Here is a 24,038-nt window from a genome sequence, read left to right as displayed (position 1 = left end):
GAATGCAAACAATTCTTATCACCGGAGGAGCTGGTTTTATAGGTTCTAATTTTATCCCTTTTTTCTTAGAAAAGAATAGAGATTGCAAGATTGTTAATTTAGATGCCCTAACTTATGCAGGAGATTTGAATAACTTAAAAGAAATTGTAACGAATTCTAATTATAGTTTTGTTAAAGGAGATATTTGTGATAGAGAGTTGTTAGAAGATATATTCCAAAAAAATAGTATATCTGGAGTAATCCATTTTGCTGCTGAATCTCATGTTGATAATTCGATTAAAAATCCAGATGCATTTATAAAAACTAACGTTTTTGGAACATTTAATCTTTTAGACGTAGCAAAAAAATATTGGATGAGTGCCCCAAATATCTTCAAAAAAGGATTTGAAAAATCGAGATTTCTTCATGTATCAACAGACGAAGTTTATGGAACTTTAGGAAAGACGGGGTTGTTTACCGAAACAACACCCTATGCACCAAATAGTCCTTATAGCGCTTCAAAAGCTTCTTCAGATTTTATGGTGAGAAGTTATTTTCATACCTACGGGTTAAATGTAATAACTACAAATTGTTCTAATAACTATGGGCCAAAACAACATAACGAGAAGTTAATACCAACTATTATTAGAAAAGCGATTTCTGGAAAAGAGATACCCATTTATGGTGATGGAAAAAACATTAGAGATTGGTTGTATGTATTAGACCATTGCAAAGGGATTGAGTTAGTTTACCAAAAAGGCGAATTAGGAGAAACGTATAATATTGGAGGTGAAAACGAAAGAGATAATTTATATATTGCTAATAAAGTTTGTGAAATTTTAGATAAAATACTTCCAAAAGAAAATTCGTATAAAAATCAAATTTCTTTTGTTAAAGATAGACCGGGACATGATTTTAGATATGCTATTAATGCTTCTAAAATTCAAAAAGAATTAAGTTGGAGGGCAGATGAAAATTTTGAAACTGGAATATTAAAAACCATTCAGTGGTATTTAAATAAATACAAAAGTATATGAAAGGAATAGTATTAGCAGGAGGTTCTGGAACAAGGTTGCATCCTCTTACTTTAGCAGTAAGTAAGCAATTGATGCCAGTTTATGACAAACCAATGATTTATTATCCTATTTCAGTTTTAATATTGGCAGGAATAAATGAAATATTAATTATTTCAACACCACAAGATTTACCTTTGTTTAAAAGGTTATTAGGAGATGGAGAAAAATTTGGATGTAGCTTTGAATATGCGCAACAAAAAGAACCTAAAGGTTTAGCAGAAGCATTTTTAATTGGAGAAAAATTTATTGGAAAAGATGATGTTGCTTTGATACTTGGAGATAATATTTTTTATGGATCTGGACTACCACGATTACTAAGAAATAATCTTAAACCGAAAGGTGGTGTTGTTTATGCTTATCATGTAACAGATCCAGAAAGGTATGGAGTTGTTGAATTTGATGTGGATTTTAAAGCTATTTCTATTGAAGAAAAGCCTACAAAACCAAAATCGAACTATGCGGTTCCTGGAATTTATTTTTATGAAAATTCTGTTATCGAAATAGCAAAAAATATTAAACCTAGTGATAGAGGTGAACTAGAAATAACAGACATAAATAAAGAATATCTAAAAAAAGGCGAATTAAAAGTTACCATTTTAGATAGGGGAATAGCTTGGTTAGATACAGGTACATTTGATTCGTTAATGCAGGCTGGTCAGTTTGTACAAGCGATTGAACAAAGACAAGGACTAAAAATAGGTTCACTAGAAGAAGCTGCCTACAGATCAGGATTTATTCCAAAAAAACAAATGCAAGGTTTGGCAAAAAAGTTGTTAAAAAGTGGTTATGGAAATAATTTATTAGAGATTTAATGTTAATAAAAAAAACATCATTAGAAGGTTGCTACTTACTGCAGCCAAAAAAAATTGAAGATCATAGAGGTGCGTTTATTTTAAATTTTAATAAGAAAGAATTTGAAGAAGCCATCAAACAAAAGGTAGATTTTGTTTTAGAAAATGAATCTATTTCCAATTACGGTGTTGTTAGAGGATTACATATGCAAAAAGGACAATTTAGTCAAGCCAAGTTAGTTAGAGTTGTACATGGTGCGATATTAGATGTTGTTGTAGATGCTCGAATTGATTCTCCTACTTTTGGTGAAACTTTTTCTCAAATTTTATCAGCAGAAAACAATTATCAGCTTTTTATACCAAGAGGTTTTCTTCATGGTTTTTCTGTTTTACAAGATAAAACGAAAGTAAATTATAAGTGCGATAATTATTACTTTCCAGCGGCTGAAGATGGGGTGGTTTTTAATGATTCTGATTTAAAAATTGATTGGAAAATTGTTGAAAATGATGTTATTTTATCTGAAAAGGATAAGAAACTACCATCTTTTAAAGATTTTAATTTTCAAATTAAATAAAATTTAGAGTTCAATAATGTTTATGAGAGAAAAAAATATTTAGTTTGATGAAATTTAAATTAATTAACTTATTAAAATCAAAATCTTTACGAAACTCTTTTTTTACAATATCAGAGGCTTCTAGTACACTTTTATTTGTAATAATATCTTATCCAATATTTTTAAATCTTTTAGGAGCAGAGAAATATGGTATTTATATTTTAATACAGAGTTTTTCTGTATTAGTTAGTATGTTTAATTTGGGAGGTAATTTTACAGTTACCAAGTTTATTTCTGGTTATAGAGGAGAAAATAAAACAGAAAAAATAAAAGAGTTTACAAGTACTATTTTTTTATTTCAACTTACAGTATCTATAATTCTTATCATTATAATTTTTCCATTTTTAAATAGTATAACTTCTTATTTTACTGAGAATGTTAATTATGAGATTTTTAAAAATGTTGTTTATTTTGCGATTCCTGTCTTTTTAATAGATTTATTTGAACAAAATTTTAATGGACTTCATAAAGGTTATGAAAGGTTTGATAGAGCCTTAAAAATGACACTATTTTCTAAATTAATTAAGTATTCTGTTCAAATAGTTGTTGTAATCTACTTAAAAGACTTAATAGAGGTTTATAAATTTACTTTACTATTTTCTTTGTTTTATTTTGTTTTCCATTCATTTATGTGTAAAAAATGGTATAATGATATATCTTTTTTTGTGCATAGTAAATGGAGTTGTTTAAAAGATTTTTTTAAATTTAGTATGTGGGTTTGGGCAATGAGTATTGTAACCCTTTTAACTTCACAAGCAGATAAATGGATTGTAGTTGGGTTATTTGATTTAAAAACATTAGCCTATTATGGTATTGGTGTTAGCATCTTTAATCAATTGCATATGTTGGTGTCATCGTCAGTTTCTTGGTTATTTCCAAAAATATCGTTTAATGGTATTTCTGATAAAATGTTGTTAGTTTATAAAAAAAGTTCTTTTGTATTATTATTTATTAGTGCTGTATTAACAGTTTTGCTACTAATAACTAGCGATTTTATATTTGAATTATGGTTAGGAGAAGAAGAGTATAGAAAAGCAGAAAAGTATATAAAGCTGTTTATATGTATTTTACCAGTTATTTCAACAACAATTATTCCTTATTATTTTCTTTTAGGATTAGGTAAAATAAAAGAATTATTTCTTTTAGGGTGCTTAACTTCTTGCATTTTAATTTCTAGTATATACATACTTTCTTCCAATACTAATTTGTATTTAGTAATTTCTTCTTTTTTAATTGTATATTTAATAATGTCTTTTATTTATCATTATAGAACCCAAAAATTACTTCGATTGACTAATAATTATAAAAATTACGCAATTATTTTTATATCTGGAGTTATATCTTTTTCTTTGTTTTATAATATATTGTAAAAGGTTATGAAAGCGAGTGCAAAAAAAATTATCAATTCATTAGGGTTTAATCTATCTAATGCTACCTCTAAAGAAGAAGTTATAAGTTTAATAAAAAAACTTAAACCTCACTATGTAGGAATAGATTTGATTAGACTTGGTGCAGAAGGAGATAGTGGTTATTTAGTGCCCAATGATTTAGAAAATATAGAAGCCTGTTTTTCTCCAGGTTGCGATAATAAGCTTCAATTTGAAGAAGATTGTTATCAAAAAGGAATGAAAATATTTGTTGCAGATAAAACAGTAGAAGCTAAAGATATACCAGATAAATTTTCTTTTTTAGATAAATTTGTAGGTGCAATTTCTAATGATGATTTAATTACAATGGAAGAATGGGTTTCTAAAAGTAATTTAAAAGAAGATTCAGATTTGTTGCTTCAGATGGATATTGAAGGTGATGAATTTATTAATATTTTAAGTATGTCTAAAAACCTATTAGACAAGTGTAGAATAATTGTTATTGAATTTCATGATTTAGATAAATTATTTAATAAGTTTTATTATAATGTAGCTTCTTCAGTTTTTAATAAATTATTGGAAAATCATATTTGCGTTCATATTCATCCTAATAATACAGCAAAGAACATAAGTGTATCTGGTGTAGAGATCCCTCCGTTAGCAGAATTTACTTTTATAAGAAAAGATAGAATACGTTCTAAATTAAAAGCTGTAAATAGTTTTCCTCATAAGTTAGATTCAGACTGTGTACCAGAAAATCAAACACAAGTATTACCAAAGATATGGTTTGAGTAAATTTTAATGTTTTAGGCTAAATTGAAATGATAAATAGTGATTTATTATCTGTAGTAACAGTTAGTTATAATAGTTCTAAAACAATTGGAAAGACGATTAAATCTGTTCTAAATCAATCAATTAAAAATTTCGAGTATATTATTGTTTATGGTAACTCAACAGATAACACATTAGAAATTATTAAATCTTTTAATGATAAGTTTAAACAAAAAGGAATTGAAGTTGAAATGTCCATAGAAGAATTGTATCAAGACGAAATGTTATATTTAGATATGTTGCTGTATATGAAAAAATTAGGATTTGAGTTATGTAGTTTAGAAAATGGTTTTTATGATCAGAATAGTGGTAAATTACTTCAAGTAGATGGTATTTTTTTTAAAACTAATACCAGTTTAAATGGATAAAACACTGTTTAGTGTTATTACTGTATCTTTCAATTCAGAAAAGACAATTAAAAGAACTATAGAGTCTCTTTTAAATCAATCTTTTCAAAATTTTGAATATATTATTATAGATGGAAAATCGACAGATAAAACTCTAGAGATTATAAAATCTTTTGAAAAAGAATTTAAAAGAAAAGAAATTTATTTTACATGGATTTCAGAAAAAGACAAAGGTATTTATCATGCTTTTAATAAAGGAGTCAAAAAAGCAACTGGAAAATGGGTTTCCTTTTTAGGTTCTGATGATTTTTATCTTTCAAATGCTTTGGAAAATTATTCAAAAGAAATTTTTAAAATAAAACAAGATATAGACTTAGTTTATTCTAATGTAGAGGTTAAAGATAGAAAAATAATAAGAGATATTTGGACTTGGAAAACTTTTAGGAAAAAAATGAATATAGCCCATGTTGGAGCTTTTCACAATATAAAGTATTTTAAAAAATATGGGTTGTTCAACGAAAATTATAAAATTGCTGGAGATTACGAGTTATTACTAAGAGCTAATAAAAAATTAAAAAGCCATTGGTTTGATAAAGTTACTGCCGTTATGGGAGATGGTGGTATAAGTAATGATAATATTATCGAAGTATATAAAGAAACCACAAACGTAAAAATTGATACTAAATCGCAAAGTAAGATTACTTCTAAAATAGATTTTTATATTTGGATAGTTAAGTACAGAATAAAAACTATAATTAATGAAATTACTCGATAAATATTTAATTACTAGCAGTGTTTTTGCAATATTTACTGAAGATTTTAGTTTTCATTATATTATAGATTTAAAACTTTTTTATTTAATTCTTATTTCCAATTTCTTTCTAATTTCATACAAATACAAAGTAACTGTAAATAAAAATATAATTGTCTTATTTTCCTTTTTTATAGCTCACGGACTTTTTTGTTACTTAGTATTTCAGAATCCAATTCAATCATTAATTGCTCAAGTTTTAGGTATTAGTATTAGTAGTGTCTATTTTTATAATCTTATTAAAATTTTTAAAGTTAATGTTCTTGTAGATGAATATTTAAAACTTTCTTTTTTCATTGCTATTATCTCAATACCAATGTTTTATTTGGGGATAAATGTTTTTACCTATAATAGATTAAATGGTATTTTATCAGAACCAGCTCACTATGCCGCAATTATGTTGCCTGCTACATATTTTTTCTTGAGAAAAAGAGAGTATTTAAAATTAGGAGTAATTGTTATTACAATTTTTTTGTCTAAGTCTTCAGTTGGTTTTATTGGATTGTTTTTAATTTTAATCATTCCTTTGATAAAAATTAAATATTTTTTAAAGTATTCTATTTTAGTAGTAGTTATAGTATTAACAGGTGCTTTTTATTTAAGTTCAAAATGGAATAATAAAATAACAGAAAATGAGAGTAACACTGTAGTTCGAAGATTAAAACAGACTCAAGAATCTTTTAAGGCTACTTATACAGGGAAATTTAAAAATTACACTAACTTAAGTACGTATGCTTTTTTAAGTAATTTTTTTATAGCCCAACAGATATTTATTCATAAACCTATTGGTACAGGATTAGGATCTTATAAACATGAGTATGATAAATATTATGAAAAACTATCACCTCCAAAATATTTAATTAAATTAAAACAATCTAAGATTAATAGAACAGATGCAAATTCTTTATTTTTAAGAATGATTGCAGATTTTGGATTCTTCGGAATTTTAATGATTTTCTATTTTATTAGGAGAAGTTATAATATTTTTAGGGATGATAAAAAGATATTTCAACAGAGTAGTTTCTTTTATCTATTTTCAAAATTATTAAGAGAAGGTCATTATTTTCCACCTGAGTTTTATTTTTTTTTAATAATTTTTATAAAAAACACAAATGAAGATATTACATGTAGTTGAGGATTTTTCTCTTGAAAGTGGAGGTCTAAGAACAGTTATTAAAGATTTAAATTATTATTTAAATAAAGAAAACTTTACTTCATATATATTGTCTGCTAAAGAAGAGTTAGGCGATAATATCTTTATTGTAAATACTAATAATAGTCCGTGGCTGTATTCGAAAGAATGGGAGGTTAAATTAAATTCTTTAAAAGAAAAATATAATTTTGATGTTGTTCACATACACGGAGTTTGGATGTATCCTCAATATATAGCATCAAAGTTTTGTATAAAAAACGATATACCATTTATAGTAAGTATTCATGGTATGTATGAACCATGGTTATGGGAAAAAGGGAAATTGAAAAAAAAATTGTATTTTAATCTTCTTACCAAAAAAGTATTTTCAAGAGCAAAATTATTACATGCAATTACTCCTTTAGAGAAAACGAATCTACAATCATTATTTAAAAATAATAATGTTATTGAAATTCCTAATTTAATAGAAGAGATTTCTTGTGAAGAAAAGGAACAGTTTAATATAAAAGATGATGTAAATTACATTCTATATTTAGGGAGGTTAGATGAAAAGAAAGGAATTGATTTACTTTTAAAGTCTTTTTCTAAATTGAATAATAGCGATTTTAAAATAGTTATTGCCGGAAAGTTGAATGATTATCAAAAAAGTTTAAAATTATTAATTAATAGTTTAAAACTAGAAGGTAAAGTTGAATTTTTAGGAATGGTAAAAGGAAAAGAAAAAATAGATTTAATAAAAAATGCTTTCGTTTTAGTTGCTCCTTCCTATTCAGAAGTAATAGGAATGGTTAATCTAGAGGCTGGAATATTAAAAACTCCAGTAATAACAACTTTTCAAACAGGTCTTAAAATGGATTGGAATTCAAATGGTGGTAGATTAATTAACCCTAATGTTAATGAATTATCAGATGTGCTTAAAGAAGTTCTAAGCTGGTCAATTAGTCAAAGAAATAAAAACGGGGAAAAGCTTTATAATTTTGTTGTTAAGAATTATTCATGGTCATTAAGATTTAAAGATTGGAAAAAACTTTACAAAAAATGTATACATGAGTAAACTCTATAAAAAAATAATAATTTTTCTTTTTTATTTAATAATGACCTTACCATTATTAAAACCTAATATAAGTTCTATTGCTGTAATAATTTTTACGATTTTTAGTATTCCAGCTATTTACAAAAGTAAATTTAAAATTAAAGACTTAAGAAAATATTTATTTTTAACGATACCCTTTTTTTTATTCTTATTCCATGAAGTTTTTTCTAAAAGTTTTAACGAAAAAACAGTTTTATTAGGGGTGCCGTTTCTTGTTTTTCCATTAATTATTTTTTTTAAACCCTATTTCATTACAATAAAGAATATACTTAAAAGTCTGGTTGTGTTTCAGATATCTACATTATTACAATGTATAATTTACTTGGTAGTTTTTTTAAAAAGCAATCACATTATTAGGTTATTAGATATAAGTAATGAGAATATTCCATTTTTTAGAGAGTTTGTAACTGCTAATTATTTAAAGGAAATGCACCCTACTTATTTTAGTTCTTTTTTATTATTTAGCATTACTATCTCACTTTTTAACTATTCTAAAAACAGAGTATTACATACTATTAACTTTTCTTTATCAATCTTTTTTATTTTACTTTTTAGCTCTAGGGTTATAATTATTATTATGTTATTAACACTATTTTCTTTTATTATTCTTAGCTTAAATAAAAGAATAGAAAAAAAAATATACAAAACATTAATCTTTGTTGTAATATCTTTAAGCTTTCTTTATGTTTTTAAGTTAGATGTTGTAAATAAAAGATTTATAGAGATTAAAAATCATATTAATAAACCCATTGTGGGAAATTATTACAACTCAACGAATACAAGAGTAGCTATATACAAGTGCAATGTCTTTTTAATGGAAAAATTGCCTTTTTGGGGTTACGGTGATTCTTTGCAAAAAGAATTAAATGATTGTTATGAAGAAACAAACGATAGTAATTTTTACAAATTAAATATTTATAACACTCATAACTATTATTTTCATATGCTTCTATACGGGGGCTGGATTTATCTGTTAATTTTTTTTATTTTTTTATTTTATCTTTTTATTAAGATAAAAAGTACTTTACTGTATTTATTTATCTTTATTCAGTTTATACTTGTTAATTTAACTGAAAATTACTTGTCTAGGCATTATGGTGTGTTTTTATTTTGTTATTTTACAGCAATTTTTATTTTTATAAATGAGCAAAGAAATACAAGAATTAAACAAATTTAATTTACCCACTAATTTCAGAGGTAGAAATGCTTTTGTAGTTCAATTATGGTGGATTATACAAGGTGTTTTTTTTAGAAATTCACCTCAGTTTATGTATGGTTTTAGAAATTTCTTACTCAGGCTTTTTGGTGCAAAAATTGGCAAAAATGTTATTATTAGACCCACAGTTAGAGTAACATATCCTTGGAAAATTTCTATTGGAGATTTTTCTTGGATTGGAGATGAGGTTAATTTATATTCTTTAGGAGAAATAGAAATAGGTAAAAACGTAGTTATTTCCCAAAAGTCTTATTTATGTACAGGTTCTCATGATTATTTAAAACCTAATTTCCCTATTTTTGTAAAAAAAATAACAATTCAAGATCAATGCTGGTTGGCAACAGATGTTTTTGTTGCTCCGGGTGTTACCATTAAAGAAGGTACTGTTGTTGGTTCGAGAAGTAGCGTTTACAAAGATTTGCCATCTAACAAAGTTTGTATAGGAACTCCGGCTAAAATTATAAGAGAAAGAATTAGTGAGTAGAAAAAAAAATATTTTAATAATTTCCCCTTTTTTTTATCCAGAACCAATATCCACAGGTAAGTTTAATACAGATTTTGCTACTGCATTATCTAGAAATGGACATTGTGTAACTATTTTATGTTATCATCCTTTTTACCCAAACTGGAAAATTAAAAAGAGTAACGATACAATAAAAGGAATTAAAATAATACGTGGAGGAAATTTCTTGTCTTTTACCAAAAAAAGCTTGATAAGAAGAATTATTTTAGAATTTAGTTTTACTTTTTTTATCTTAAGAAAAATTGCAAAGTACCAAAAAGGCGTAGATATTGTTATACCTGTTTTTCCTCCAAGTTTTGCTTTTTTTACCGTTTTACCTTTTCTAAATAAAAGTATTCGTAAAACAGGTTTGGTTCATGATTTACAAGAAATTTATTCCGAGAATCAAACAGGTTTTATTAATAAAATTGTTCATTATTTTATTCACATAATAGAAAAAAAGTGTTACCGTAATTGTGATAAGTTAATTTTTCTTTCAAAAGAAATGAAGGATAAAGCGAAGCACCTTTATGATTTAACAGAAGAGAAATTAGAGGTTCAATACCCTTTTATAACAATTAAAGATAAAATTACTGAAGATATAAGTGCACTTTTTAATAAGAATAGGAAAAGTATCGTATATTCAGGAGCTTTAGGTGAAAAACAAAATCCTGAAAAGTTATTGTTATTTTTTAATGAAGCTTCTAAAAAGATTAATAATTTAGATTTTTACTTTTTTTCTAATGGAGAAGAAATAAAGAAACTAAAAAAAATCAATAATAATCCTAAAATATTTTTCCATTCTCTTGTTAAAAGAGAAAACCTAGAAGAATTATATAAAAGAAGTGATGTTCAAATAGTACCTCAAAAAGAAGGCACCTCTGCAGGGTCATTACCATCTAAACTTCCTAATTTATTAGCTTCAGATTGTAAAGTTTTTTTAATTACAGATAAAAATAGTGAACTCCACAAGTTGTTTAAAAAACATAAGTTAGATTTTGTAACTACATCTTGGAATATAACAGATATGGTTTTTAAATTACAAGAAATTTTAGAAAAAGACATAGATTTTAAACATCAAAAAAAGATTGCTAAAAAAATATTTACAATTGAAGAAATGGTTAATAAAGTTTTGAAATAACTGTTTTCTTTAAATAAACAAGTATGTATTTAATTTTAAAGTTAATACCTTTGTTTTAAATTTAATATTGGATTGAAAAAAAGATATTCTCATTTTATAAGACCTCTTCAAGTAATTTTAGATCTTCTTTTAATAAACTTAATTGTTTATTTAATATATGATAAACAATATCTTAATATTTCATTTTTATCTTACATTTCTATTTTTTGGCTAATTACTTCCTATACTTTTGGTTTCTATAAAGTATACAGGTATACTCGGTTCTTAAGACTTTTTACACTTTTAGGAAAACAGTTCTTAATATTTATCTTAGGTTATTTTGCTTATTTTGGGATTTTTAGAGAAGGAGATATTGTTCATAACCAGTTTTTAATTCTATCGCTAATTATTATGAGTATTAGCTTTTTAAAATTCATTTCTTTTTTCTTATTAAAGACTTACAGGTCTTTAGGTAATAATTTTAGGACAACTATTGTAGTTGGTTTCGGGGATTCTTCAAAAAAAATCATTAACCTTTTTCAGAGTAAATCTAACTTAGGATATAAATATTTAGGTTTTTTTTCAGATAGAACAAGCAGAAATAAGCACTATTTAGGTACTGTTAAAGATGTATATAACTTTACAGAAGAAACTATTGTAGATGAAATATATTGTTCATTATCTGTGTTAAGTAAAGAACAAATAAAAAAAATAAATAAGTTTGCTATAGAAAAAAATATTGCATTAAAATTGATTCCAAATACCAATGAGTTGTATAGTAAAAATCAAAGTGTTGAGTTTTACGATGATGCTCTAATGGTATTGAATGTCAATAAACTGCCTTTTGAATTTGCTGAAAATTTCTATATAAAAAGAGTTTTTGATATCGTTTTTTCAATACTTGTAATTCTTTTTATTTTATCTTGGCTAATTCCTGTTATTTGGGTTTTAATAAAGCTAGAATCTAAAGGACCTTTAATTTTTAAACAAAAAAGAGAAGGTTTAAATGGAGAAGAGTTTGTTTGTTATAAGTTCAGGTCTATGAAAATTAATGACATGTCGGACAAAGTCCATGCTACAAAAAATGATAGTAGAGTTACTAAAGTTGGTGCTTTCTTAAGAAAAACAAGTATGGATGAATTACCACAGTTTTTTAATGTTTTAAAGGGAGATATGAGTGTAGTAGGACCTAGACCACATTTAGAAAGTTTATCTCTTGAATATCAAAAAGATGTAGAAGATTATTTAAAAAGACATATTGTTAAACCAGGAATTACAGGTTTAGCTCAAATTAGTGGTTATAGAGGTGAAATAAAAAAGAAGTCCGACATAAAGAATAGAGTTCGATTTGATATCTTTTATATAGAAAATTGGTCATTTTTTTTAGACATTAAAATTATTATTCAAACTGTTTTAAACGTTTTTAAAGGAGAAGAAAAAGCTTATTAAAATGATAACTGCTTCCATAGTATTATTTAATAATGACATAGAAATACTTAGAAAAACTATTGATTCTTTTTTAAAAATACAACATCAAAAAAAATTATACTTAATAGACAATTCCAAAACAAATGTTCTAAAAGATATTTATGTAAATGATGATGTTGAATATATTTTTGTCGGAAAAAATATAGGTTTCGGTAGTGCACATAATTTGATTTTAAATAAAATAAATTCAAAATTTCATTTAATTTTAAATCCTGATGTTGAGTTTTCTGTTAATGTGATTCCAGATTTAATACTTGAACTAGAAAATAAACCTGATGTTTCTTTTATTTCACCAAAAGTAATTTATCCAAACAAAGAATTGCAACATATTTGCAGAAGACATCCTTCTTTTTTTGACCTAATCAATAGAAGGTTAAATATATTTAAAATACAAGTTTTTAAAAACGAGTATAGAAATAAAAATTTAGAACAACCGTTTTATCCTGATTTTATTCACGGTTGTTTTATGTTATTTAAAACAAAAGATTTACAAAATTTAAAAGGTTTTGATGAGCGCTATTTTCTATATATGGAAGACGCTGATATTTGCAGAAAAATAGACAAATTAGGAAAAAAGAAGTTGTATTTTCCTAAAGTTAAAATTATTCATCAACATCAAAAAGGTTCTTCAAAACATTTAAAACTATTTTTTTATCACCTTTCTTCTGCAATAAAGTATTTTTTAAAGTGGGGATTCTAATATCAAGATAAATTAAAATATATTTGCAGTCATAACAAGAAATCACAATGAATGTACTTATTTTAGGCTCTGGAGGTAGAGAACATGCTTTTACTTTAAAATTAACTGAAAGCAAAAAAATAAACCAACTTTTTGTAGCACCAGGAAATGCTGGAACAGCTAAAATAGCGACCAATATTAATATCAACCCAACTGATTTTAATGCTGTTAAATCAACAGTCTTAGAAAAAAGAATAGATATGGTTGTTGTTGGGCCAGAAGCACCCTTAGTGGCAGGTGTTCATGATTTCTTTTTGGCAGATGATGATTTAAAAAACATTCCTGTAATTGGTCCTAAAAAAGATGGAGCAACTTTAGAAGGAAGTAAAGATTTTTCGAAACAATTTATGCAAAAGCATAATGTGCCAACAGCGAAATACAAATCCTTTACAAAAGAGAACTTAACTGAAGGCTTTGCATTCTTAGAAACTTTAGAACCTCCTTATGTTTTAAAAGCAGATGGTTTAGCAGCTGGTAAAGGAGTACTAATTTTAAATTCTTTGAAAGAGGCTAAAGCAGAATTAAAAGAAATGGTTTCCAATCAAAAATTTGGAGATGCATCGTCAACGGTAGTTATCGAAGAGTTTTTAAAAGGAATTGAGTTGTCTGTTTTTGTGTTAACCGACGGTAAAAATTATAAAATTTTACCTTCAGCTAAAGATTATAAAAGAATTGGCGAAGGAGATACTGGTTTAAATACTGGAGGAATGGGAGCCATTTCTCCTGTACCATTTGCAGATGATGCTTTTTTAAATAAAGTAGAAGAATTGGTGGTAAAACCTACTATTGAAGGATTAAGAAAAGACGGAATTGATTATAGAGGTTTTATTTTTATTGGGTTAATGAACGATAATGGTAATCCATCTGTGGTAGAGTATAACGTAAGAATGGGAGATCCAGAGACCGAAGTTGTGTTGCCAAGAATAGAATCAGATTTATTTGAGTTGTTTGATGGAGTTGCAAATCAAAATTTAGATGAAAAAAGTTTTAAAGTTACTTCTAAAACTGCAACAACAGTAATGTTAGTTTCTGGAGGGTATCCAGAGGCATATCAGAAACATAAAGAAATTACAGGCTTAGAAAACGTAAAAGAATCTTCTGTTTTTCATGCAGGAACTACAATTTTAGATAACAAGGTAGTTTCAAATGGGGGTAGAGTTATGGCAATTACCTCTTTTGGTGATACTATAGAAGAGGCTTTAGAAAAATCATATAGAAGTATTGATAAGATTCATTTTGATAAAATGAATTATAGAAAAGATATTGGTTTTGATTTAACATAATTGTATTTTTATTTGGGCGTTTTAATGGGCTTTCCATTATATCTTTTTTTTCAGAAAAAGAAAAAAAGGATGTCATTGCAATCCTTAACACGCTTATTTAACAACCAATTTTTTGCCCTTATTGTAAAAGTTATTATTTAAAAAATAGGTAGATTTAAATTGAAATAAAAATGAAACCTATCAGCAAAAAAATAATAATCGCACCTTTAAACTGGGGTTTAGGTCACGCAACACGTTGCGTGCCACTTATTAATGCGTTATTAGAAAACGGTTTTCAACCAATAATAGCTTCAGATGGGCAGGCTTTAAAGTTCTTAAAACAGGAATTTCCTAATTTAGAGTCTTTAGAACTTCCATCATATCAAATTTCTTATGGAAAAAATTTAAAGTTAAAATTACTTTTAAAATTTCCAAGAATTTATAAAGTTGTTCAACAAGAAAAAAAACGTATTCAAAATTTTATTGATAAAAATAACGATGTCGTTGGTATAATTTCTGATAACAGATTTGGGGTTTTCAGTAATAAAGTTCCATCCATTTATTTAACTCACCAAATAAAAGTATTCTCAGGTTTTTCGACTTTTATTACAAGTTATTTCCACCAAAAAATTATTAGAAATTTTGATGAGTGTTGGGTACCCGACAATATAAGATCTGAGTTTTCTGGTAGATTAACATCAATAAATAAATATAAGAACGTAAGATTCATAGGTGTCTTAAGTCGATTTCAAAAAGAATACTTCAAGAAAGAAATCGATATTTTGGTTTTATTATCTGGTCCAGAACCTAACAGAACTCTAATAGAAAGCAGATTAATTTCAGAATTCAGAAATGATACCAGAACTATCGTTTTTGTTTTAGGAAAAGTAGAAGATGAGCAAAAAAAATGGGTTTCAGAAAATATTACTTTTTACAATTATTTACTTTCCAACCAACTTGAAAAAATACTTAATTTAAGTAAAATTATAGTTTGTAGATCTGGTTATTCGTCAATCATGGATTTAGCTGTTTTGGAAAAAAAAGTATTCTTTATTCCAACCAAAAATCAACCAGAACAAGAATATTTAGCTAAGCATTTGGAAAATAAGAAGATCGCACCTTTTTCTACTCTAAAAGGTTTTTCAAAAGAAAAACTTTTAGAGGTTGATAATTATGATGGATTAAAATCTGAAGAAACAAAATTAAGTAAAGATTTATTTAGCCTTTTCAAGCGTAAAAGAAAACTCTGACCCTTTTCCAAAAGTACTTTTTAAAAGTATGGTTTCATTATGAGCTTCTACAATGTGTTTTACAATAGATAATCCTAAACCAGAGCCCCCTTGTTCTCTAGACCTACTTTGATCTACCCTGTAAAATCGTTCAAATAAACGTGATAAGTATTGTTGTTTAATTCCTTCACCATTATCAATTACTTTGATAATGAATTTATTTTGATTATAAGTATCGACGGCAATTGTTGTAGTGCCATTAGGCTTACCATATTTAATTGAGTTAACGACTAAGTTAATTATTACTTGTTCTATTTTTTCAATATCGCCTCTTACAAAAACTGGGAATTCATAAATTCTATCAAACTTCAAAGTAATGTTTCTTTTTTTTGCTCTCATTTCAAACAAATCAAAAACATTTTGAATAATTTCTAAAATATTAAAAACTTCGATATTTAATTTCATACCATCGGTTTCTAACTTGGCTATCATATCTAAATCTTTAATAACAGCAACTAATCGTTCAACACCTTTGTTAGCTCTTTGTAAATATTTGGCTCTTATATGTTTATCATTAATAGCTCCTTCCAATAAAGTTAATATATATCCTTGAACAGTAAATAAAGGAGTTTTGAGCTCGTGTGCAACGTTTCCTAAAAAATCTCTTCTAAAAGAATCTCTTTCAGTTAAACTTTTTATTTCTAATCTTTTACCCTCAACAAATTTTTGCATTTTTTTAGAGAGTTTATCAATGTCTGTTGTCACAGAATCGCTTCGCAAGTCTTTGGTATCTAAAAAAGAAACATCGTCATAAATCTTTTTTAAACGTCTGTAAATGAAATGCTCTGCTCTATATTGAATTATAAAAAAAGATATAATAAATAAAGCTATAATAGAAATAATTACTACACCAATTCCTGAATGTTTAGCAATAAAAAAATAAGATACTCCTGCAATTATAATTGATAAAAGAGTTAAATAAGCTGCAGACCAAATTGCATATGAATATGTTTTTCTAAATTTCATTGAAGTAAATCTATTAATCAGCTCCTTCTATGACAAATTTATACCCTACACCTTTAATAGTTTTAAAGTGATTATCGCCAATTTTTTCTCTAAGTTTTCTAATATGAACATCAATTGTTCTTCCACCAACTACAACTTCATTGCCCCAAACCGTATCTAAAATTACCTCTCTTTTAAATACTTTACCAGGTTTAGAGGTTAAAAGAGAAAAAAGTTCAAATTCTTTTCTAGGGAGTGATATTTTTTTGTCAGCTTTATAAACAACATATTCATCTCTATCGATAACTATATCACCAATTTTAAAAATTTCTTCACCTTCTTTTTTAGTTTTTAACCTTCGTAAAAGAGATTTTACTTTACTAACTAAAACCTTTGGTTTAATAGGTTTGGTAATATAATCATCTGCACCAGCTTCAAAACCAGCTACTTGAGAGTAGTCTTCTCCTCTTGCAGTTAAAAATGCAATAATAACATTCTCTAAAGATTTTATTTTTCTAATTTTTTCGCAGGCCTCAATCCCGTCCATCTCTGGCATCATAATATCTAATAAAATTAGATGAGGAATATTTTTTTTAGCAGATTTAATAGCTTTTTGTCCATTGTTAGCTGTAAAAATTTGATAACCTTCACTTTTCAGGTTATAGCCTACAATTTCTAAGATATCTGGTTCGTCATCTACTAATAGTATTTTAATATCTCTTTTATTCATAAACAGATTAAAATATGATTAACATCAAAAATAGTAATAATTATACTATCAAAACAACTCCTTAACAATCATTTAATCATTATAGTCTTTGGTTAACATTAATATAACTTAATTTTTTGGCAATTAACCATTTGTTAATCAGATATCAATAAGAAATCAACTCAAAAATTACTTATATTTACCTATATAATCAACTTAAATTCTTTTTTATGAAAAAAAAATACTTTTTTACTTTATTATTAACGCTTAGTTTTTTTTCAATTTCTTTTGCACAGCAAGTATTTTTAACAGGATATGTAGATGCTACTTGTACTGGTGCTAAACCTAGAGCGGTTGAAATTTATGTAAGCGGAACTGTAAATCTTACAGATTGGAAGCTTCAAAGGCAGTCTAATGGTGGTGGATATACCTCTAATATTAGCTTAACAAATTTAGGAACAATAACAGACGCTTTTGCTTATGTTACTAACGATAGTACATTATTTGATTTTGAATTTGGAATTAATACCAATGTAATTCAGAATAGTGGTATTAGCAGTAATGGTGATGATGCTTTTCAAATAGTCAATGCGTCAAATACAGTTGTAGATCGATTTGGTGAAGAAAATGTTGATGGTTCTGGTAAACCATGGGAACACGAAGACACTTACTACTATAGAAAAGATGGTGCAACTCCAAATGCCGGTACATTTGATGTTTCTAATTGGATAATAGGAGCTAAAAACCTTTTAGATAATACTTGCGGAACAACCTTAAAATCTTTAGTTCCTTTTGGTACTTTTAAAATGACAGCAACATCAAAACCATCATTAAAAATAGCTTCTCCTCTTGATGGTACTAAATTATCAGCAACTACTAATGTTAGTCTTTTAATTGGGGTATCAAATTTTAATGTTGCAGCAAATGGATCAGGAGATGGGTATATCAAGTGGAAAATTGATGGAGTTGCTCAAGCAGATAAGTTTAATGTAGCTGATGAAGTTATTACAGTTGTACCAGGTAATTCTTATACAGTATTTATGGAGTTGGTTGACAATTCTGGAAACCCATTGAGTTCTCCAGTATCAGATTCTGTTACTTTTACTGTCGAACTTCCGTGTCTTATTCAATTAGGGGATTCAACAGCATCATGCGATTTATCAACTAAAGAAACTGATACATATTCAGTTTCAATGAGTTTTAATGATGGAAACACAGGTACCAACTATACAATTACGGCAAAAGATGATAAAGATAATAATGTGGGTGTAATTGCTGGTGATAATCCGAATTCTTCTTCTTCAGGATCTATAATTATAAGCGGAATACCTGAAGGTACAAATATAACTGTAAAAGTTATAGGTGATGCAAGTAAAAGTAGTTGTGATTTTACAAGAAATATTACTAGTCCAATATGTAATCCGCTTCCGATATTCGAAACATTTTCCTATTCAGAGAATCAAAATTTAATTTCTAATTCTTTATGGAAAGACGCGAGTACATCAAATCCAACAAATGATATTCAAGTTATAAAGAATGATGATGGATTTGGCAATCCAATTTTAGGAAATTATTATGGATCTAATGATTTACCTGATCCTACAGGTAATTTTGTTAGGTTAGATGGTAAAGGAAGTGATCCTTTTATTGGTTTTGAAAGCAAAGCAAGCGGAGTTGTCTATGCTTCTTTCTTGTTTCACATAACCAATATGGATGGTTTTAAATCAAATGCAAATGGTGGCTATTTTGCTGTTTTAACTGAAGCATCTGGAAGTTTTAAAACGAGACTTTGGGTTAAAGATCCAACAGCAGGAGGAACAAACGAAGGTTTAACTTTTCAATTAGGAGTTAGCGTTAACGGAACAGCAAGCACTGTGGCATATAGCAGAAATTTTACAGCAAATTTAGCTGAACCGGTTTTTGCAGTTATTTCTTATGATTTTAGTAATCACGTTGCAAGTTTATGGGTAGTTCCTGATGCAAGTTCTTTTGGAACAAATACACCTCCAGCAAAAAGCGCTAGTGTCACAGCTACAGGAAATGAAATGGCATCAAATATAGGTAGGTTTCTTTTAAGACAAGATTCAGATTCTGAAACACCAACTATAGATTTTGATGAATTAAGGATTGGAACTTCGTGGAAAGAGGTTACTTCTAATGCAACAGTATCAATTAATAATAATGTTACATATGGATTCGCATTATACCCTAACCCTGTAACAGATAATATACTTACCCTAAAAAGTTTAAGTTCTAATTCTAAAGAAGTTCATATTTTTAATGTTTTAGGAAAAAGAATATTGTCTTCAATTTTTACTGGAACAAAGAAATATATTGATGTCTCTGAGTTAGATTCTGGAGTATATATTTTACAAGTAAAGGAAAATGGTAAAACTGCTACTAAAAAATTAGTAATTCAATAAATTATTAAAATTAAATAGATTTAAAAGAGCTTCGATAATTTCGAGGCTCTTTAATTTTTATTATCTTACCTCAAAAAAAGAAATAATAATGCTATGAACCTATCATTAAATCTCAGTGATGTCCTTTTTTTGGATATTGAAACAGTACCTGAAATAGAAAATTGGAATCAACTTTCTAAAGAAACTCAACAACTTTTTAGCAAAAAAACACAATATCAACGTAAGGACGATATTTCTGCTGAAGATTTTTATAATCGAGCAGGAATTTGGGCAGAGTTTGGAAAAATTATTTGCATTTCTGTTGGCTATTTTGTTACGATTAAAGACAAAAAACAATTAAGAATTACTTCCTTTTTTGGTGATGACGAGCGCAAAATTCTTACAGATTTTAAAATTTTATTAGATAAACATTTTGTAAAGAAAAGTAATGTTCTTTGTGCTCATAATGGAAAAGAATTTGATTTTCCATTCATAGCCAGAAGAATGATTATTCATCAAATAGACCTGCCTAAAAAACTTAATTTAATTGGTAAAAAACCTTGGGAAGTTCCTCATATTGATACTTTAGAGCTATGGAAGTTTGGAGATTATAAACACTATACATCGCTTAAATTATTAACTTCTATTTTAGGGATTCCGTCACCAAAAGATGATATAGATGGCAGTGAAGTTGCAATGGTGTACTATGAAGAAAAAAACTTAGAGAGAATCGTTAATTATTGTGAAAAAGATACAATTGCGGTAGCTCAAATTTTATTGCGCTTTAATAATCAAGAATTGTTAGAAGAAAAAGATATAGTTAGGGTTTAAAAGGTGATTTTTTAATTATTTTTTTTACAATAAGAATCAAACTAATACTTATAAGAAAGATGATATAGAACAAAATAAAAATCTTCCCAGTTACTCTACCATCTTTTAATTCTTCATTAAAAAACCAATCAATTTTGAAAAAAACTAAAGAGGAGAAATATATTAAGTTAGAAATAGTAAAATTTTTATTATTGATCTTAGTTTTGATAGAAAAAGGAAAACTAAAATTAAACCAATTAATAGATAAAGTGCAAAAAAATCCATTTTACTCTTCCATTTTCATTGAAAGCTCAAACCAACGCTCTTCTTTTTGTTCTAAATTATTAATAATTTCTTGTAATTCTTCAGATTTTTTGGCAATGTCATCAGGAGCGATTTCAACATTTAAAAATTGAGTTTCAATAGTTAGTTTCTTTTTTTGAAGTCTTTCTATTTCGGCTTCTAAAGCACCAAACTCCCTTTTTTCATTATAGCTTAGTTTAGATTTAGAAGTTTTCTTTTCTTCTTTTTCAATTTTGACTTCGCTTACAGTTTCTTTTTCATAAGGATAAGAGCTTTCATAAGTTCTAAAATCAGAATAATTTCCTGGAAAGTTTTCTACAACTCCATTACCTCTAAAAACAAAAAGAGCATCGACAATTTTATCCATAAAATAACGGTCGTGAGAAACAACAATTAAGTTTCCTGGATAATCTAACAAGAAGTTTTCTAGTACATTTAGTGTAACAACATCTAAATCGTTAGTGGGCTCATCAAGAATCAAGAAATTTGGATTTTGTATGAGAACGGCACACAAGTATAATCTTTTTTGTTCACCGCCAGAGAGTTTTTCAACAAAATCATATTGTTTTTTTTTGTCAAATAGAAAACGTTCTAAAAGTTGTGATGCAGATATTCTTCTCCCTTTTGTTAAAGGTATTTCTTCTCCAAATTCTTTTATGACTTCAATTACTTTTTGTCCTTCTTTTATTTCTATTCCTGCTTGAGTATAGTATCCAAATTTTACAGTTTCACCTAAAATTACTTTTCCAGCATCTATAGGAGAGGTTTGTGTAATAATGTTTAAAAATGATGATTTTCCTGTTCCGTTTTTACCAATAATTCCAATACGTTCTCCACGTTTAAAAACATAGTCAAAACCATCCAAAATTTTTAAATCACCAAAAGATTTATGGACTTTATGAAGCTCTAAAATTTTGCTTCCTAAACGTTCCATATTAATTTCTAGTTGAACTTGGTGGTCTTTTCTACGTTGATGTGCTTTTTCTTTAATCTTGTAAAAATCATCTGTTCTAGATTTAGATTTTGTTGTTCTTGCTTTAGGTTGCTTTCGCATCCAATCCAATTCTTTTTTAAACAAACTTTTAACTTTACCTAAATTTGTTGCTTCTAAAGCTAAACGCTCTTCTTTATTTTGAAGGTAATACGAGTAATTTCCTTTATACTTATATATTTTTCCTTCATCTAATTCTAAAATTTCATTACAAACACGTTCTAAGAAATAACGATCGTGAGTAACCATAAAAAGGGTGATTTTTTCTTTGGCAAAAAATGCTTCCAACCATTCTATCATTTCTAAATCTAAATGATTTGTAGGTTCATCAAGAATTAATAAATCGGGTTTATTAATTAAGACGATGGCTAAAGAAAGACGTTTTCTTTGTCCACCAGATAGTTTTCCTACTTTTAAAGTTAGGTCTTCTAATTTTAATTTTGATAAAATTTGTTTGTACTGCGTTTCAAAATCCCAAGCATTGTATTGATCCATCAAATCAAAAGCAACTTGATAAGCATCTGCATCATCAGGGTTTTTAAGTGCTTTTTCATATTGATTAACAATAGAGAGAATTTTATTATCAGTAGCAAAAATGGTTTCTTCGATGGTTAAATTTGGGTTTATATCATCTTTTTGAGCTAAATAAGCAATAGAAATACCCTTTCTACTAACAACTTGTCCAGAGTCGGGTACATCTAAACCTGCAATTATATTTAAAATGGAAGTTTTTCCACTTCCATTTTTGGCAACAAAAGCTACTTTTTGATCTTTATTAATTCCAAAGGAAATGTCTTCAAATAAAACACGTTCACCATAAGCTTTAGAAATACTTTCTATTGATAAATAATTCACAGAAATAAATTTAATTTTTACAAAGAAACAAAAAACCCAAGCTTAAACTTGGGTTTTGATATCATTTAATTTATAGGGAAGATTTTAGGGGGATTTAAAATTAAATGGAACTATGATATTGTAAAAATAGGGTAAATATAACCTCTTGTCAATCCCCAAAAACAGTGAAATTTCTATATCCCCAAAAACAGTGAGTGAACTCACTAAAAATGGTTAGTTTTAGTAATTCTAAATTTTTAGAATCTCTATATTAATGCTATATTGCACCCATATTATTGATAATAAAAAAGATATGAAAATAATAGTACCAATGGCGGGCATTGGGTCTCGCTTAAGACCTCACACATTAACTGTTCCTAAACCATTAACTGAAATAGCTGGAAAGCCAATTGTACAACGCCTAGTAGAAGATATTACTTCGGTTGTTAATCAAAAAATAGAAGAAATAGCTTTTATTATTGGGCCTTCTGCTAAAGGATTTCCTGCGGATACATCATCTAAATTGATTAAAATTGCTGAAAAATTAGGAGCCAAAGGTTCAGTTTATGTGCAAGAAGAAGCTTTGGGTACTGCTCACGCTATTTATTGCGCTGAAAAATCATTAAGTGGTCCTTGTGTTGTTGCTTTTGCAGATACTTTATTTAGAGCCGATTTTAAATTAGATGCTAATGCAGATGGAGCAATATGGGTTAAACAAGTTGATGATCCAAGTGCTTTTGGTGTGGTTAAATTAAATGAGGGTTACATTACAGATTTTGTTGAAAAGCCTAAAGAATTTGTTTCTGATTTGGCTATTATTGGGATTTATTATTTTAAAGATGGTGATAAAGTTCGTGAGGAAATAAAATATTTAATTGATAACGATTTAAAAGAGCACGGAGAATTTCAATTAACTAACGTTCTAGAATCTTTAAAGCAACAAGGTGCAAAATTTATTCCAGGTAAAGTAAATGCTTGGATGGATTGCGGTAAAAAAGACCCAACAGTAGATACCAATAAAAAGGTGTTAGCTTTCGAACAAGAAGCAGGGAATAATTTAGTCGCTGATAATGTGGTTTTGAATAACTCAGAAATCATACAACCTTGTTATATTGGAGAAAATGTAGTGTTGAATAATTCAAAAATTGGCCCTTTTGTTTCAATAGGTGCAGATAGTTTAATAGAAGACTCTACAATAGTAAATTCATTAATTCAAAATAACGTTAAAATTTCAAATGCCGATTTAGATAACGCTATGATAGGCAATCATGCAAAATATAATGGTAAATATACTTCTGTAAGTATTGGTGATTATACAGAATTAATATAAATGATTTACAGAATAAAGAAACAAAAGATAAGAAAA

The 24,038-nt window shown here is 27.2% G+C and carries 22 protein-coding genes; 19 read left to right on the top strand and 3 right to left on the bottom strand.

Annotated elements, in window-relative coordinates; all coding sequences use genetic code 11:
- Positions 1-2: 2 nt before the first annotated feature.
- The 16 genes from rfbB (at position 3) to DIS07_RS03880 (ending at position 15,639) form a co-directional block, all read left to right on the top strand.
- Positions 3-1,016: a dTDP-glucose 4,6-dehydratase gene (gene rfbB / locus DIS07_RS03955; RefSeq protein ID WP_109403941.1), complete on the top strand. Its 1,014-nt coding sequence runs from the start codon at positions 3-5 to the stop codon at positions 1,014-1,016.
- Positions 1,013-1,867, top strand: coding sequence for a glucose-1-phosphate thymidylyltransferase RfbA (gene rfbA / locus DIS07_RS03950; RefSeq protein WP_109403940.1), 855 nt, complete (start codon positions 1,013-1,015; stop codon positions 1,865-1,867). The genes rfbB and rfbA overlap by 4 nt, the downstream gene beginning before the upstream one ends.
- On the top strand, positions 1,867-2,421 hold the full coding sequence (rfbC, locus tag DIS07_RS03945; protein WP_109403939.1) for a dTDP-4-dehydrorhamnose 3,5-epimerase: 555 nt from the start codon (positions 1,867-1,869) through the stop codon (positions 2,419-2,421). The genes rfbA and rfbC overlap by 1 nt, the downstream gene beginning before the upstream one ends.
- A 47-nt stretch (positions 2,422-2,468) precedes the next feature.
- On the top strand, positions 2,469-3,830 hold the full coding sequence (locus DIS07_RS03940; protein WP_109403938.1) for a lipopolysaccharide biosynthesis protein: 1,362 nt from the start codon (positions 2,469-2,471) through the stop codon (positions 3,828-3,830).
- A gap of 6 nt (positions 3,831-3,836) precedes the next feature.
- On the top strand, positions 3,837-4,622 hold the full coding sequence (locus DIS07_RS03935; RefSeq protein ID WP_109403937.1) for a hypothetical protein: 786 nt from the start codon (positions 3,837-3,839) through the stop codon (positions 4,620-4,622).
- 26 nt (positions 4,623-4,648) lie between these two features.
- Positions 4,649-5,026: a glycosyltransferase gene (locus tag DIS07_RS03930; protein ID WP_109403936.1), complete on the top strand. Its 378-nt coding sequence runs from the start codon at positions 4,649-4,651 to the stop codon at positions 5,024-5,026.
- The gene (locus DIS07_RS03925; protein ID WP_109403935.1) at positions 5,019-5,780 is read left to right on the top strand and encodes a glycosyltransferase family 2 protein; all 762 of its coding nucleotides are present in this window, start codon (positions 5,019-5,021) and stop codon (positions 5,778-5,780) included. Before DIS07_RS03930 ends, DIS07_RS03925 begins: the two co-directional genes overlap by 8 nt.
- Positions 5,764-6,951, top strand: coding sequence for an O-antigen ligase family protein (locus DIS07_RS03920; protein WP_109403934.1), 1,188 nt, complete (start codon positions 5,764-5,766; stop codon positions 6,949-6,951). The genes DIS07_RS03925 and DIS07_RS03920 overlap by 17 nt, the downstream gene beginning before the upstream one ends.
- Positions 6,929-8,023 carry a glycosyltransferase gene (locus tag DIS07_RS03915; protein WP_109403933.1) on the top strand — a complete coding sequence of 365 codons (1,095 nt, stop codon included), beginning with the start codon at positions 6,929-6,931 and terminating at the stop codon, positions 8,021-8,023. Before DIS07_RS03920 ends, DIS07_RS03915 begins: the two co-directional genes overlap by 23 nt.
- Positions 8,016-9,239: an O-antigen ligase family protein gene (locus DIS07_RS15240; RefSeq protein ID WP_109403932.1), complete on the top strand. Its 1,224-nt coding sequence runs from the start codon at positions 8,016-8,018 to the stop codon at positions 9,237-9,239. Before DIS07_RS03915 ends, DIS07_RS15240 begins: the two co-directional genes overlap by 8 nt.
- Complete coding sequence (locus DIS07_RS03905; protein ID WP_109403931.1) at positions 9,205-9,762, top strand: putative colanic acid biosynthesis acetyltransferase; 558 nt, start codon at positions 9,205-9,207, stop codon at positions 9,760-9,762. Before DIS07_RS15240 ends, DIS07_RS03905 begins: the two co-directional genes overlap by 35 nt.
- Positions 9,755-10,921, top strand: a complete 1,167-nt coding sequence (locus DIS07_RS03900; RefSeq protein ID WP_109403930.1) for a glycosyltransferase — start codon at positions 9,755-9,757, stop codon at positions 10,919-10,921. The genes DIS07_RS03905 and DIS07_RS03900 overlap by 8 nt, the downstream gene beginning before the upstream one ends.
- Before the next feature lie 72 nt (positions 10,922-10,993).
- A complete protein-coding gene (locus DIS07_RS03895; protein ID WP_109403929.1) occupies positions 10,994-12,349 on the top strand; it encodes an undecaprenyl-phosphate glucose phosphotransferase in 1,356 nt (451 codons plus the stop codon).
- A 1-nt stretch (position 12,350) separates the two neighbouring features.
- Positions 12,351-13,088 (top strand): glycosyltransferase, encoded by a 738-nt coding sequence (locus tag DIS07_RS03890; RefSeq protein WP_109403928.1) that lies wholly within the window; start codon positions 12,351-12,353, stop codon positions 13,086-13,088.
- Between the two features lie 47 nt (positions 13,089-13,135).
- A complete protein-coding gene (purD, locus tag DIS07_RS03885; RefSeq protein ID WP_109403927.1) occupies positions 13,136-14,410 on the top strand; it encodes a phosphoribosylamine--glycine ligase in 1,275 nt (424 codons plus the stop codon).
- A 170-nt stretch (positions 14,411-14,580) separates the two neighbouring features.
- Positions 14,581-15,639, top strand: a complete 1,059-nt coding sequence (locus DIS07_RS03880) for a glycosyltransferase (protein WP_235869088.1) — start codon at positions 14,581-14,583, stop codon at positions 15,637-15,639.
- On the opposite strand, the gene DIS07_RS03875 is transcribed toward DIS07_RS03880, so the two are convergent.
- On the bottom strand, positions 15,604-16,644 hold the full coding sequence (locus tag DIS07_RS03875) for a sensor histidine kinase (RefSeq protein ID WP_109403926.1): 1,041 nt from the start codon (positions 16,642-16,644) through the stop codon (positions 15,604-15,606). The genes DIS07_RS03880 and DIS07_RS03875 overlap by 36 nt on opposite strands.
- A gap of 13 nt (positions 16,645-16,657) precedes the next feature.
- Positions 16,658-17,353: a response regulator transcription factor gene (locus DIS07_RS03870; RefSeq protein ID WP_109403925.1), complete on the bottom strand. Its 696-nt coding sequence runs from the start codon at positions 17,351-17,353 to the stop codon at positions 16,658-16,660.
- A 209-nt stretch (positions 17,354-17,562) separates the two neighbouring features.
- On the opposite strand from DIS07_RS03870, the gene DIS07_RS03865 reads away from it, so the two are divergent.
- Both DIS07_RS03865 and DIS07_RS03860 read left to right on the top strand, forming a co-directional pair.
- On the top strand, positions 17,563-19,755 hold the full coding sequence (locus DIS07_RS03865) for a T9SS type A sorting domain-containing protein (RefSeq protein WP_109403924.1): 2,193 nt from the start codon (positions 17,563-17,565) through the stop codon (positions 19,753-19,755).
- Positions 19,756-19,848: 93 nt separating this feature from the next.
- Entirely contained in the window at positions 19,849-20,565 is a 717-nt protein-coding gene (locus DIS07_RS03860; protein ID WP_109403923.1) for a 3'-5' exonuclease, read from the top strand.
- A 265-nt stretch (positions 20,566-20,830) separates the two neighbouring features.
- On the opposite strand, the gene DIS07_RS03855 is transcribed toward DIS07_RS03860, so the two are convergent.
- Positions 20,831-22,693, bottom strand: coding sequence for an ABC-F family ATP-binding cassette domain-containing protein (locus tag DIS07_RS03855; protein ID WP_109403922.1), 1,863 nt, complete (start codon positions 22,691-22,693; stop codon positions 20,831-20,833).
- Positions 22,694-22,985: 292 nt separating this feature from the next.
- On the opposite strand from DIS07_RS03855, the gene DIS07_RS03850 reads away from it, so the two are divergent.
- Entirely contained in the window at positions 22,986-24,002 is a 1,017-nt protein-coding gene (locus tag DIS07_RS03850; protein WP_109403921.1) for a sugar phosphate nucleotidyltransferase, read from the top strand.
- Positions 24,003-24,038 lie beyond the last annotated feature (36 nt).

It is taken from the genome of Polaribacter aquimarinus, from assembly GCF_003129485.1.
Lineage (GTDB): Bacteria > Bacteroidota > Bacteroidia > Flavobacteriales > Flavobacteriaceae > Polaribacter > Polaribacter aquimarinus.
This window is presented reverse-complemented; position numbering and strand designations above follow the sequence as displayed.